We start from the raw sequence: 13,925 nt of genomic DNA, 5'->3' as shown, positions 1-13,925 counted from the left end.
AAGATAGGTGTTTTTGTCCTTATTGTTCATATCGTTTTAATTAATTTTTTATTAGTTTAAGTCTAATAGAGTAATTAATTTTTTATACTAGATCAGGTGCTGGAAAAGGAGTTGAGGGGGCGAAAATGGATAATAATGACAGCAAAAATTTTTCTAATGCCATAGAAGTACTATCCCTGGCAGCGCGGTACGCTGAGGAGTATGTTTCCGATATTCGCGATCGCCGCGTAAGTCCGTCCGCCTTTGATATTGATCAAATGCAATTTTTTAACAGCGACTTGGCCCGGGCTGGGGAACCGGCAGAGGCTGTTGTCGAGAGCCTGCATCGTTATGGTTCTCCGGCAACAGTTGCCAGTACCGGTGGGCGATTTTTCGGATTGGTGGTAGGTGGGGCTACGCCAGCTTCTATGGGCGCGGCGGTAATGAACGCCGTTTGGGACCAAGTGGCGGTTCTGGAGGCGTCGGCGCCTTCTGCAATTTATCTGGAGCGTATTGCGGCAAACTGGATATTGGAATTGTTAACCTTGCCGGTGGAAAGTAGTGTGGGTTTCACCACAGGGTCATCTATGGCCAATATGGTATGTTTGGCTGCTGCGCGAAATACGCTTTATCAAAAGTTAAATATTGACCTGGCAAAAAGCGGGCTAGCCGGTGCGCCGCTACTGCGTATTGTTGTTTCTGAACAGTCCCATGTCACAGTTCACAAGGCGCTCTCTATTCTTGGGTTTGGTATGGACCAGGTGATTAAAGCGCCCTGTGATGAACAGGGGAGGGTGCGTGCAGATACTTTTCCCGAGGTTGATGAAACCACCATTATTTGCCTTCAGGCGGGCAACGTAAACTCCGGCAGTTTTGATCCGTTTGTAGACATAATTCCCGAAGCTAAATCCAAAGGTGCCTGGGTACATGTCGACGGTGCCTTTGGTTTGTGGGCAGCGGCATCTCCAGCGAAATCAGTGTTGACTACTGGAGTAGAACAAGCAGATTCCTGGGCTGTAGATGCTCATAAATGGCTAAATACGCCTTATGACTGCGGTTTGGCAATTTGTCGAAAGCCGGGGTCTGTACACAATGTGATGACAACCCAGGCGCCATACTTGCAAGTGGGATCGCTGGTGCCCCCCAAGGATATGGTGCCAGAATTCTCACGCCGGGCCAGAGGGGTGGAAGTGTGGGCGGCGATTCAGGAGATGGGCCCGAAGGGAGTAGCGGCGATGATTGATCGCTGCTGTATCCATGCCCAGCATCTGTGCGAAGGCTTGGCAGAAATGGGCTATGAGATCCTTAACGATGTAGTGTTAAACCAGGTGGTGGCAACTATTGGCACTGCGGAAGACATTCAAGAGATAGTCAGGACCATACAGGAGGAGGGCGTATGCTGGTTTGGAACGACTACCTGGAGAGGAAAAACGGCCCTGCGTATTAGCATCTCTTCCTGGGCGACTACCGATAATGATATTGCCCTCACCCTGGATGCTATTTGCCGGGCGACGGAGGCTCAGATGTCCAGATAACCCTTTGTGTGACATGAAATACTAGAGGCCTTCTAAAGTAAATAGCACTTAATATTTGCATTTTTTAGGTTAGGCAGGGATATTGGTGAATTACTAAGAGGTTTTCTTTTTTCTACCTTTGGGTGTAGCAGCCAGTTTCAGTGGCGAGCGCCGTCTATCCTTGTTGAATGGGCGCGGATCTGGGCCATTATTTTCAAGCTTTTGCTTGCGGTATTACTATTTCCGCCAACTCAGCCACTTTTTCAGCACATAAAGGTGAGGGGCTCGGGTAGAACGATGACTTTTTGGCTGGTTTTAATTCTTTTTTTAATTCTACTCTGGCTTCTGTGGATGGCGTTTTGTAGTCCCAGTTTAAGTCGCAATGAGCTACTGAAATTCTCTTTTAATCAACTTACGCTGGCTGGTGGTTTATCCGTTAATTATCGCGAGATGGGGCCTGTTGATGGCGTTAATATACTTTGTCTTCACGGTGGTGGTGATTCACTGAGCGCCTGGAATGCCTGGGCGACAAAATTGGCAGAAAAATATCATGTTATTTTGGTGGACTTACCTGGGCATGGATTGACCGACCCGTTACCAGGAGGCACTTATACACCTAAGCATTTTGCCGATTTTATTGCAGAATTTGTCGCAACCCTGAAACTTAGGGACTATGTGATCGCTGGCCATTCATTTGGTGGAAATGGGGTTTTACGCTATTTAACAGGACATCCGAATATACCCAAGGCCGCTATTCTTGTCTCTCCCGGTGGTTATAAATGTGGCAAGGGACTGGAAATGCCTGCTGGTATTGCTCGATTTGCCACCAGCCATTGGGGGCGAAAAATGGTTGCGCACATTGGTAGTCGTGGATTATTGAGAAAAATGCTGGCTTCCAAATTTTTCTACAATCCGCAGGCTCTGCCGGGGGAAATGTTGGAACGAATCTATTTGCTTTCCCGCTATGAAAAGAATCGCGGTACAGCGATCAATTTGGTTGCTAATGCCACAATCAATTTCCAGCCGTTGCCGGACTTGGAGACTATAAAAATTCCAGTTTTATTTATCTGGGGGGCAGAAGATCAAATTATTCCCTTGTCCGTAGGAAAGTATTTCTCTGACAAGTTGCCTAATGGAGAGTTAATCGTGTATCAGAAGATGGGGCATATGTCCCATGTCGAAAATGCTGAACAAAGTGTCACCGACGCAATGGAGTTTTTGCAGCGTCAGGGGCTGTGACAATACAGTGGAAAATTTAAAAAAGAGGCCGCAGTGCGGCCGAGTTTGGGGGGATGAAAATCAAGAGCGCCTAATTGATGACAACCAGGCCGGCTTTCACTATGTCGTAGTGACTGAGTTCTGGTACCTGCTGGTGTAGGTCGCTTTCCAGTCGATCGATGGATTCCAGTTGTGTACACAAGCGGTTTGCAGACTGCTCAATACTTTTACCGCGCTGTTCCAGTAAGCGCTCCGCCTCTTCAGTGGCCTGTTCCTCAATGCTATCCCCGCCGGTAAAGGCAGCTTTGAAGGCATGCCAGGCAATAGTTCCCGCGGACTCCATAGCGAGGCGTTCGATACGGGGTTCAAACTCTTCGGAGATGGTTTTCTCTATATAGTTACCCATTTCCTCGTTTCCCAGCTGGTAGATCTCGCCCTCTCGATTGAGGCGGTCCTCAGTGCGCTGGATCAGGTCGGCGGAAAACTGTTGGAGTTCGAGGATATCCGGGTGGTCCGGCCCGGCGAGGGTGCTGATGGCAATGGATAGGCCATCCATTGCGATATCGACCGCCTCAAGGGTGAGTACCAGTGTGTCACGACCGGCGATGTGAAGCTGTTGACGGTACTCCTGAAGCAGTTGCTCCTGCTGAGAATTGAGGGGCAGCAACTCACCATCCACTGATAGCTGGTTGGGCAGCTGAAATGTCACCAGTTTTCCGTCTTCCCCATCGACGGTGAAAAAGTCCGGGCCTACTTCAATGGCGTAATCTGTGGACACGTTGCAGTCGTTGGTATCGACATGAAAAGAATCGTGGGCCATTGCCTGGGTACTGATACCGAGGCCTATCAGGGTTGAAAGTGCGATTGGCTTCCACATATGCCGGTTTCCTATTGTGTGTCTTTTCAATGTGACGCGCCTGAGTCGCCGAACAGATGCAGGCAGCTTGAAATATTTTTCATTTTTTCCTGACGCAGGCCCAGGGAGTGATGGCCAAGCGTGGATGTTCCAGCGGGTATTCTGTATTTTTAGCCCATAACACTTAATAAATTGAGGGTATTCAATGTCCATAAGCAGGCACATTGCCGCACTGTGCTTCTTGATAGTCAGCACAATGGCACAGGCCGGGAGCATCGCGGAGTACACCGCAGGCATGCATAGGCACAGCGGCTTCCACGACTTTTACTGGGACGAGGCTAACGGCCGGGTGTTGCTGGAGATCGATGAGTTTGAGCGCGAGTTGCTCTTGCTCACCGGGCTGGCCCAGGGACTGGGTTCAAACCCGGTGGGCCTGGATCGGAACCAAGTGGGTGAGAGCCGCTTGGTGAAGTTCCAGCATTCGGGTAATAAGGTATTACTGCATCAGGTGAATCTGAAATACCGTGCCCAATCAGCAAATGCGGCTGAGCGCCGCGCGGTTGAGGAAGCTTTCGCTTCGTCCGTACTCTGGGGCTTCAAGGTGCTTGCTCAGAGCGATAAGGCAATACTGGTGGACTTTACGTCCTTCCTGTTGAGCGATCAGCACGGCATTGCTACACGTCTCAAGGGCGCAGAGCAGGGCAGTTACAGTGTGGATAAGAGCAAGTCAGCAGTTTATCTGCCCCGCACAAAAAACTTTCCCAAGAACAGTGAGTTTGAGGCCCAGTTAACTTTTGCTGGATCAGCTCCGGGAAACTATCTGCGCGAAGTGGTTCCGACCCCTACATTGGTGTCCCTGCGCCAGCATATCTCCCTGATTGAATTGCCAGATAACGACTATGAGCCCCGCCGTTTTCACAGCCGCAGCGGCTACTTCCCGTTCGCTTATCGAGATTACGCTACAGCGATTGAAGAGCCCCTGGACCAGCGTTATATCTACCGTCATCGACTGGAGAAGAAGGCGGGTAGCGATGAGGTTGTGGAGCCGATTGTTTACTACGTAGATTCTGGAGTGCCTGAGCCGGTGCGCAGCGCCCTGATCGAAGGGGCGAGCTGGTGGGACCAGGCATTCGCTGCAGCAGGATTTAAAAATGCGTTTCGCGTAGAGATTCTGCCGGAGGGCGTCGATCCTTTGGATGTTCGCTATAACGTGATTAATTGGGTACACCGCTCCACTCGCGGTTGGTCCTACGGTTATTCGGTTTACGATCCCCGCACCGGCGAAATTCTAAAAGGCAATGTTACCTTGGGGTCCCTGCGTGTTCGCCAGGACTTTCTGATTGCTCAAGGGCTTGTACAGCCCTACCGCGGCGACACCGTCAGTACTGAGCAGCTAAAGAATATGGCCCTGGCCCGTATCCGCCAGCTATCCGCTCACGAAGTAGGCCACACCCTGGGGCTGGCGCACAACTTTGCTGCCAGTAGCGAAGAGCGCGCTTCAGTAATGGATTACCCGGCTCCGCTGGTCTCTCTGCTGGGAGGTAAGTTGGACCTGACAGATGCCTACGCCACTGGCATCGGCAGTTGGGATAAGTTGGCGGTTCGCTACGGCTATGGCGAGAGCGATGATGAAAAAAGTTATCTCGACAGTGTTATCGCTGAGGCCGGGGAACAAGAGCTGCGCTTTATTTCAGACCCGGACTCCCGCACCATCAATAATGCTCACGCAGTCTCACACCTTTGGGACAACGGCACCGACCCATTGATGGAATTCCAGCGGATGGTCGACTTGAGGCGTCATGCCCTGGATAACTTCTCTGCGGCGGCAGCGCCGTTATCCGCGCCCCGCTCTGACCTGGAAGAGACCCTGGTGCCTGTGTACTACGGTCATCGCTACCAGGCGGAGGCTGTGGGCAAATTGATTGGTGGTTTGGACTATGACTATGTCTACAACGGTACTGATCAGAATAGCTATACCCTGGTGCCCGCAGAGCGACAACAGCGGGCAATTGATGCACTGTTGGATACACTTTCGCCGCAGTTTCTCACCTTGCCGGAGCAGGTCTTGCAGCTGATTCCGCCCAAGTCCTATGGCTACGAACGTACTATCGAGAGCTTCCCCTCATATACAGGGGTAGCTTTTGATGGGGTGGCTCTGGCGGAAGCGGCTGCTGGGCATACGCTATCAATCCTGATGGACCCGCAGCGCGCGGCGCGAATGAATCAACAGAGTGCCCGCAGCAGTGAGGTACCGGGGTTTGCTAGCCTATTGCAGCGTTTGAGCGCACTGGCTCTGCAGGGTGAGGGTTATACCGGTCTGCAGGCGAGTGTGCACCAGCGGATTAATCACGCCTATATCGAGCAGTTGATGTTACTGGCCAGTAATGCAAAGGCAGACGAATCAGTGCGGGCCAAAGCGCATTTGGAGCTGGCAAAACTTCTTCAGGAAATTGGTTCTATGCGGCTGTTTGGCGATGATCCTGAGGGCTATAGTGCGCACTATTACTATGAGGCACAGCGCATCGATGCCTTTAAGCAGGGTAAGCTGGAAGTAAAACCTGGTGCGGTTAAAGCATTGCCGCCAGGGTCTCCGATCTGATCTGAAATGGATAAAAGGGGGTGGCTGTAAACGCTCACCCCCTTTGGGCATTAACCGCGAATAAACTGGGATTTCTTTACCCAGTGATTGCCTCGGTATTGTCGAGTGGGTGTTGGGTTTTTCTTCGCCCAGAAAAAGTGGCGGTTAAACTGAAATTCCGCATCGTAACCCTCCGCCAGCGCTGCCAGGGGCATGGCTTGCCAGCTGGTCTGGCGACGTTTGCTGGTTGCCTCCAGCAGGTACTCTTGATCGTTCAAGATGGCCACTACCCAGGCGTGACCCTGACCTTTATGGGTTCCGAGTGCCACCCGCGCATCAACTCCCAATTCGATCAGCCAATCTGCCAGTAAAATAGCGTGGTCTTCACAGTCACCACGCTTTTGGTAATAGGCCTGCCGGGATGTTTGCCAAATGTCTGACAAACCGGCGTATTGCAGGTGATCGTATTGGTACTCTTTATTCATAGCCAGTGTATAAAGAGGCACCCAAAGCTGTTGAGTCTTAAAGGGCTTGAACCCCACCAGGTAGCTGTTGGCAAAGTGGTGTTGCTGGTCCAGTCCCCGGGCGGACGCTGTCGCCGCCTCAATTCCCTGCCAGTTCCACACTGAGACATTAGCGCTCTCTTCCAGTGAGCGTTTGTCGACTACTTTCTGGATGGTTTTTTCTTCCAGCGGATAGCGGGTACCCACCACTCGCACTACACCTTGTTGTGAGTCCACAATACTGGCTAACTGACTGCCGCTGCTACCAAAGCTCCGTAAATTATCGGAAAGGGGGATTTCCGGTGTGCTTTTAGTTGGCGGCTCCTGTGTATTCGCTCGCCGTACAAGTTCAGGGGTGATCAGTGCGAGGGAAAGTATTAGTGTGATAGCCAGCCACTTGCGCATAGTGCTATCCCTTGAGGCCAAACGAAATAATGATGGCAACAAATATCAATATGGTTGATGCAAATATAGATACGGCGATATTGCCATTTTTTAGCTCGCCTTCGATATCTACAGAGCGAAGCAGTTTCTTATCAATGGTAATCAGTGCGGTGATACCAATAAATAACGCTAGCAGCGTATAAATCAGGTTAATACCCAGGTTAAACAGGGTTGCCGTTAAAAATTCCAGTTCCATAAATCCTTCAGGCTAATTATGACTATTAGTGACTGTTAATGGAATAATTTAAGCATAGGGCCTGATTGAGTGCAAAGGATGACCGACCCAGATAAACCGACAGCTTAATTTACAGGTGATTATCAACCTTAATTGGCAATCCGGACTTGTTGATTAGTATTTTATTTGGCTGGGTTGCAATTGGGGAATAGCTCTAGACGAAGAGTTGCTCCGTCGAAGGGCTTTTACGCTTAATTTATCGGGAAAGCCTTTTGAAGAAGTGTATTTATTAGCTCGGTGTTATCCAGGCGGGAACCTGGATAACACACCGAGTTTGATTAGTTATCAATCTCGGTCATTTCATTCAATACAAACTCTTCAACGGCGCCCTCGGTTGCCTTCATATAGTCTTCCAGGTGCTTATTGTTCATGTGGGTTTGCCACAGATCGCGAGTTTCCCAATTTTCATAAAACAGGAAGTGTGCAGGATTGTCATTGTCTTGATGAAGGTTGTAATTAATGCAACCAGCTTCTGCTCGTGTTGTATTAATGAGTTTTAACAATTCAGATTTCACCAGGTCAATTTTTTCGGCCTTGGCTTTAATGTTGGCAACGATAGTGAGCCTGCTCATGTGAACGCCTCTTTGTTTCAATATGTGTTGGATTAAGGTTTGTACTCTTTTCCTTGATCCTTTCAGAGGAGACCTAGTGAACAGCTTAGCTGTCTCCTGGGTAAGGACTGGGATGTCGAGCTGATGAAGTCATTCTAGATCTAGATTGCATCGCTAGAAACACTATAATCTTTGAATCTTTATCAAAAATATATTGAAAATATGCAGCTTGAAGACTTGAGGGTCATTCTTAAAGTGGCCGAGTTTCGCAGTATCACTGCGGCCGCCGCCAGTCTCGACTTACGCACTGCAACTGCCAGCGCAGCGATCAAGCGTGTGGAGAGCGCGCTAGGAGCGGACTTGTTTATTCGCACGACGCGGCAATTGCGGCTATCCAGTGCTGGGGAAAGGTTTATTCCCAAATGTGAGGAGGCCCTCCTGACTTTGGACCTCGCCCGGCAAAATCTCAAGGAAGACAGCGGTCAGATAGATGGCGAGCTTCGCATAGGTGCATCCTCGGACCTGGGAAGGAACCTCGTAACTCCTTGGTTAGATCAATTGTTGCAGGAACACCCGGGGCTGAGTCTAAGGGTGAATATCAGTGATAGCCAAGTGGACTTTTACCGGGATCCTGTGGATATCGCGTTGCGCTACGGCCCCCCAGCGGATGCCAACCTGTATGGTTTTAAGATTTGTGACGTGCCCCGTTTATTGTGTGCAACCCCGGCCTACTTACAGGAAAAGGGTTCCCCGAAAACACCGGAGGATCTCTCCGCACATAATGGCCTTTTTTATCAGCTTCACGAGATTGTGCACAATAATTGGGAATTTTTTCGGGGCGAAGAGATATACAAGATACGTATGTCTGGGAACAGGTCGTCAAATGACGGTGACCTGGTGCGACGTTGGTGTACCTCTGGCTATGGACTTGCCATTAAGTCATGTCTGGATATGTCTGCGGATTTACTTTCCGGTCAGGTAGTGGCCACTATGCGAGACTATAAACCCAAGGCAACGGAGCTATGGTTGGTATCTCCGGGGAGGCAGTCAATAACACCGACGGTACGATTAGTGCGCGACACTTTGAGAGAACGGTGTTCGGGGGTTTTAAAGCAGCTGCTCGCTGAGGGATTACTCTCTGAGAGCGATTTCAGTACGGGGGTGGATATATCTTGAGTCCCAAATAGTTTCTTAACCCTGTGGCTATCTATAAAAACTCTCAACAGGTTTTTCTCGGTTCTGGCAAAGGAAAGGGGAGCTTTGCTCCCCTTTCTTATTTAAGCCCTAGTTAATCCGAATGGGATCAGGAGCCGGAGCAGCCGTAGGTATCCAGGTAGTCATAGGCTGCTTTTGCCTGGACGAGGCCGTAGCCGTAAGCATTATCTCTTCCCGCATCACCGAGATCTTCCGCTGTGGCCGTAAGGGCGTTGCGGATCTCTGTATTGCTACAGTTGGGGAAGTGGCTCCATACCAATGCGGCAACACCGGCAACGTGTGGGGTAGCCATGGAAGTGCCATTGAAATATTCGTAGCTTGTAGCCTCATTTTCCAAATCTACGCTGGCACTCAGCTGCGTGAGCAGAGTTGCACCGTCAGTGTCAGAGATACCAACCGAGGGAATAGTGGTTACAGTATCGCTCAGGGTTGCGCTGGAGAGTAATCCCTCTTCATTGTTGTAAATAATCGCTCCGATACCACCACCGGACTCACAATTTAAAACTTTCTCCGCAAAGCTGATATTGCCTCTCGCAATTAGGCAAATCTTACCCGCTGCACTGGTGCAAGCGGATTCAGCCGTACCACAGTCTTCCATTGAACCGGTGATTGCACCAGCTGGGGTGCCTGATATTGGGGCTGATTCGATGTCAACACTGCCGACGGTTAAGCTAGAGATTCTGCCAGTATCAGTGGGAACAGAAGATAGAACCTGTACTCCGGGGGCGGAAAGTTCTACCTGGTCAGTCTGCTGAGAGGAGGACCAGATAGCTTTATCGCTATCGATAGCACCGACGGATACAACGGAAGAGTATGAGGCTGGATAGGAGTGCGCGGTGTTGCCGTCGTTTCCGGCTGCCGCGATGGACAGGATTCCCTGGCGATTTAGGTTGTTAAAAGTTCGTCTTTCGAGGAAGTTGGCACTTTCACCGCCCAGACTCATATTGATGACGTTGGCACCATTGTCGGCACAAACCTCTGCAGCTGCCATCAGAGAGGAGGAGTAGGCCCAGCCGTCGCCATCAAACACTTTTACAATATGCAGGTTAATATTACTGCTGGGCATCACGCCAACGACACCGGTACCATTATTCATCGCAGCGATAGTGCCGGCCACATGGGTACCGTGACCGCTTTGATCTTCATACCAGTTACCTGCGCCGCTTGGGTCACTGGTACCAGTGACGGCGTTTCCGGACAAATCTTCGTGAACCAGGTCGTAGCCGGAATCAATAATACAGACTGTGCGGTTGCCGGCCTGAGTATCACCTAGTTGATCTGCCTGCACCATGGTAATCCCGTAGGGGGTTTCCTGGGACATCGGATACCGCTTAACGTCTTCTTCAATAAAAGCAACATCCGGGTTCGAGCGCATTTCTTTTAGGGTTGTTGCAGACATATGTGCTGCCATCGCATTCTGGCGGCGTATTTCAACAGCCTGTCTTCCGCCTCTCTTCTTCATAAAGGACTTAACGGATTCGCCTTTTCCCTGCTTGAAAGTCACGATATAACGCTTGTCCTCAGCAGTGGCGTTGCCGGTCACGGCGAGCGCTAAAATGCTGGCTGCAAATACAGACAAGGATTTATTCATTGGATGCTCCTGAAGGTTTCTATGTTTATTGTTGCTTTTGTCGACGTTCTAATTTCAAGTTTTTTAGTTGTTGATATTTACTTGAGCGTCGAAGAGGGGAATTTATCAGGCTTTTCTTGTCGTATGAATAATTATTTTTTGACTGCTGTTGTTTTTGTTTTCTTATTGAATTTATATTTTGTTTTATTTTTATCTTTTTAAGGATGTTTTTAATTTTTTTTAAGTGTGGTCGTAGCTTTTATTTTTTGTTTGCTAGATTTTTAGGCTGCTTCTATTTCTGTGGGGAGTTATTGGGGTTTTAAAGTTGAAGCTCCGAGAGTCATCTTGATACCTAATAATGGAAATTGTGAGTTGGAGCAAAGAATTCTAGTTTGAATGCAGCATGTCAATTATTGTTGACTAGATGAGTAGCATTAAGGTGTGTTTCTATTTTTCATCGGTATTCATCCGTTTGGAACGATATAAGGCGGCCAGTCATACATGAGAGTACAGGCTGGCCGCTATCGCTAGCTTTTATCCCTCTTCAGTCGAAGTTGCGCCAGATAAATCCTTATCTACTTTGAACTCGGTAACTGATCCCATACCAAGTTTACCAATTTTATCTTTTATCTTGGTTTTGTCTCCAACGATAATCCAGGTAAATTGATCAACCTTTAAGGTATCTCGAGCAAGTGAATGGATCGAAGGTAGATCGACATTGCGAACTTCATTTGCATAACCTTCCATATAATTCAAAGGTCGATCGTAGGTAACCATTCCAGAAATAGCTCCTGATACAGCTCGAACTGTTTCAAAACGGCCGGGTAATTCATTGATTCGCTTGTCTTTAATTTTCTGCAGCTCGTCTTCTTTTGCTGGAGAATCGCCGACATAGGCTTGGAGTTCTTTATAAAGCTCTTTTAAAGATTCACTGGTCTTGTCCGTTTGAACTGGTGCATAGACTAAGAGCGGTTGCTGTCCTTTGGCCCCAGTCATAAATGAATAGGCTCCATAAGCCCAGTGCTTATCCTCCCGCAAATTCATATTAATTCGCGCGGTAAAAGTGCCTCCAAATATATCATTCATCATATGTAAGGCTTCTCGCTGTGGCATCGTTTCCGACGGAGCCAGGAGACCGCCAATAATTATGCTCTGTTCAGCTCCCGGTTTATCAATTAGATAAATTCTGGTTTTTTCTGGGTGCGCAACCTGTTGTAGATTCTTTGTAGGTAACGGCTCTTCGGGTGCTTTCCAATCCGCAAAGTGCTGCTCTAATTTTTTTGTCAGATCACCCATGCTGATATCTCCGACTGCAACCAGAGTGGCATTATCGGGGCGCATCCAGGTTTTGTGGTAATTTACCAGATCTTCACGGTTCAGGGAGCTGATAGAGCTTTCTGTTCCCGAACCGGTGAGAGGAACTGCATAAGCATGTCCTTCACCATATAAAAGAGGTGGCAGATTCCGCAAAGCCATGTTTACCGGCTGGGTTTTTTCCTGCTGGATTCCTGCTATCCACCGAGCACGTTTCCGCGCAATCTCTTCATCGGAATAGGCTGGATGCATTACGATATCGGCAAACAAGGATATGGAGCTATCGAGATTGTTTTTTAATGCGTTGAGCCGTACAGAAGAAGTATCAATGTTCGAACCAGCCGAGATTCTGGCCCCTAACATTTCTGCTTTGGCATCAATCTCTAAGGAGCTTAATTTTGTAGTCCCTTCCTTTAGCATGGACATGGCATAGCTAGAGGTTCCCAATTTAGCACCTTGGTCTGCAGCGTAACCGGCATCAAACATAAGGCGAATATCGACTACTGGCGCAGAGTCGCGTTGGGCAAGTATCACTTTTAGACCGTTAGAGAGTTTCGTGGTCTGTAATTCTGGAAATGGGATGCTGGGGAATTCACCGGTATCGGGTAATTTAGACCTATCTGCACCAGTCTCGGAAGTAGTGTATTTGGGGAAAGGGTGTACTTCCAGATTATAATCACCACTGGAAAGCCATTTTACTGCGGCTTCTTTTACCTTTTGAGGGCTGGTGTTTTGCATTTTGGTTAACGCTTCCAGGTAAGCGTTGGGATTGTCGAGGTAGAGTTCACCCCGAGCCAAAATTACGCCCTTACCGCCCCAGCCACCTACCTGCTCGAGGTTGCGTGCTTGGGATGCATAGTGGCTCATATTAACCCTTGCAAGTTCCTCTTTGCTTGGCCCTTCCTTGAGAAAACGTTGTAGTTCTTCCTCAATGGCGGCCTCTACTGTTGCGAGTTCAACCCCGGGCTTTACATCGGCAACAATAGGGAAGATGGAAGACAATTCAAATTCATGCAGCCCAATATTAACTTTGGTAGCGATTTGATCTTCGTATACGAGGCGTTGGTAGAGTCGGGAGTTTTTTCCATCCCCCAAAACTGCTGCTGCCAGAGCAATAGCTCCAGCATCGTCGTGAGCTAGATTAGGGGTATTCCAGACTTTATAAAGACGCGATTGAGCAACTTGATCAAACATCTGCTCACGGCTGGACTGATCTCGCTTGGCAATCCACGCTTTTTTCTTGATAAGAGGAGGGCCGGAGGGAATGTCGCCAAAAAAATGGGCTGCTTTTTCTTTTGCTGTTTCTACATCAATATCACCGGCAAGTACTAGTACGGTATTAGCTGCGCCGTAATACTGTTTAAACCACTCGTGAACATCTTCAAGAGAAGCTGCATTCAGGTCTTCCATTGAGCCGATGGTGGTCCAGGAGTAGGGATGCCCAGCTGGATAAATTGCTTTCTGCATCCGCTCCCATACTTTCCCATAGGGCTGGTTCTGGCCCTGACGCTTCTCATTCTGCACAACGCCACGTTGCTCATCGAGTTTTTCTTGAGTAATTGCGCCCAATAGATGACCCATTCGGTCAGATTCCATCCATAGGGCCATGTCTAAGGCGTTGGTGGGTACTGTTTCGAAGTAATTTGTGCGATCCAGCCAGGTGGTACCATTCATGCCAGTTGCACCAGCTAGTTCAAACGGTTTAAAAAACTCATCATTATAGTTTTCTGAACCATTGAACATCAGGTGCTCAAACAAATGTGCAAACCCTGTTCTTCCAGGTTTTTCATCTTTTGAGCCAACGTGGTACCAAACGCCCACGGAAACAATAGGAGCCTTGCGATCCTCGTGGACGATTACACGCAGGCCGTTGGGCAGAGTAAATTTCTCATAACCTATTTTTAGGGACTCAAACTTATTTTCTAAATTCTCGGAGGCAAACAAATCT

General features: G+C 48.8%; 10 protein-coding genes. 4 read left to right on the top strand and 6 right to left on the bottom strand.

What is annotated here, in order from left to right:
• Positions 1 to 125: 125 nt before the first annotated feature.
• Together ACJJIQ_RS18875 and ACJJIQ_RS18870 are read left to right on the top strand one after the other, a co-directional pair.
• Positions 126 to 1,514 (top strand): pyridoxal phosphate-dependent decarboxylase family protein, encoded by a 1,389-nt coding sequence (locus ACJJIQ_RS18875; RefSeq protein WP_445362724.1) that lies wholly within the window; start codon positions 126 to 128, stop codon positions 1,512 to 1,514.
• Between the two features lie 201 nt (positions 1,515 to 1,715).
• Positions 1,716 to 2,732 carry an alpha/beta fold hydrolase gene (locus ACJJIQ_RS18870; protein WP_445362723.1) on the top strand — a complete coding sequence of 339 codons (1,017 nt, stop codon included), beginning with the start codon at positions 1,716 to 1,718 and terminating at the stop codon, positions 2,730 to 2,732.
• A gap of 70 nt (positions 2,733 to 2,802) precedes the next feature.
• On the opposite strand, the gene ACJJIQ_RS18865 is transcribed toward ACJJIQ_RS18870, so the two are convergent.
• Entirely contained in the window at positions 2,803 to 3,588 is a 786-nt protein-coding gene (locus ACJJIQ_RS18865) for a DUF2884 family protein (protein ID WP_445362722.1), read from the bottom strand.
• 184 nt (positions 3,589 to 3,772) lie between these two features.
• On the opposite strand from ACJJIQ_RS18865, the gene ACJJIQ_RS18860 reads away from it, so the two are divergent.
• The gene (locus ACJJIQ_RS18860) at positions 3,773 to 6,166 is read left to right on the top strand and encodes a zinc-dependent metalloprotease (RefSeq protein ID WP_445362721.1); all 2,394 of its coding nucleotides are present in this window, start codon (positions 3,773 to 3,775) and stop codon (positions 6,164 to 6,166) included.
• Positions 6,167 to 6,216: 50 nt separating this feature from the next.
• On the opposite strand, the gene ACJJIQ_RS18855 is transcribed toward ACJJIQ_RS18860, so the two are convergent.
• The 3 genes from ACJJIQ_RS18855 to ACJJIQ_RS18845 form a co-directional block, all read right to left on the bottom strand.
• Positions 6,217 to 7,053: a transglutaminase domain-containing protein gene (locus ACJJIQ_RS18855; protein ID WP_445362720.1), complete on the bottom strand. Its 837-nt coding sequence runs from the start codon at positions 7,051 to 7,053 to the stop codon at positions 6,217 to 6,219.
• A gap of 4 nt (positions 7,054 to 7,057) precedes the next feature.
• On the bottom strand, positions 7,058 to 7,288 hold the full coding sequence (locus tag ACJJIQ_RS18850; protein WP_108734840.1) for a DUF350 domain-containing protein: 231 nt from the start codon (positions 7,286 to 7,288) through the stop codon (positions 7,058 to 7,060).
• A gap of 317 nt (positions 7,289 to 7,605) precedes the next feature.
• A complete protein-coding gene (locus tag ACJJIQ_RS18845) occupies positions 7,606 to 7,899 on the bottom strand; it encodes a putative quinol monooxygenase (protein ID WP_444940497.1) in 294 nt (97 codons plus the stop codon).
• Positions 7,900 to 8,070: 171 nt separating this feature from the next.
• Between ACJJIQ_RS18845 and ACJJIQ_RS18840 the strand changes: the two genes are divergently transcribed.
• Positions 8,071 to 9,054, top strand: coding sequence for a LysR family transcriptional regulator (locus ACJJIQ_RS18840; RefSeq protein WP_444926165.1), 984 nt, complete (start codon positions 8,071 to 8,073; stop codon positions 9,052 to 9,054).
• Between the two features lie 127 nt (positions 9,055 to 9,181).
• Here the strand turns inward: ACJJIQ_RS18840 and ACJJIQ_RS18835 are convergent, their stop codons facing one another.
• On the bottom strand, positions 9,182 to 10,684 hold the full coding sequence (locus ACJJIQ_RS18835) for a S8 family serine peptidase (protein WP_445362719.1): 1,503 nt from the start codon (positions 10,682 to 10,684) through the stop codon (positions 9,182 to 9,184).
• 513 nt (positions 10,685 to 11,197) lie between these two features.
• Positions 11,198 to 13,921, bottom strand: a complete 2,724-nt coding sequence (locus ACJJIQ_RS18830) for a M16 family metallopeptidase (protein WP_445362718.1) — start codon at positions 13,919 to 13,921, stop codon at positions 11,198 to 11,200.
• Positions 13,922 to 13,925 lie beyond the last annotated feature (4 nt).

This window comes from Microbulbifer maximicatervae (SeqCode), from assembly GCF_052468295.1.
This window is presented reverse-complemented; position numbering and strand designations above follow the sequence as displayed.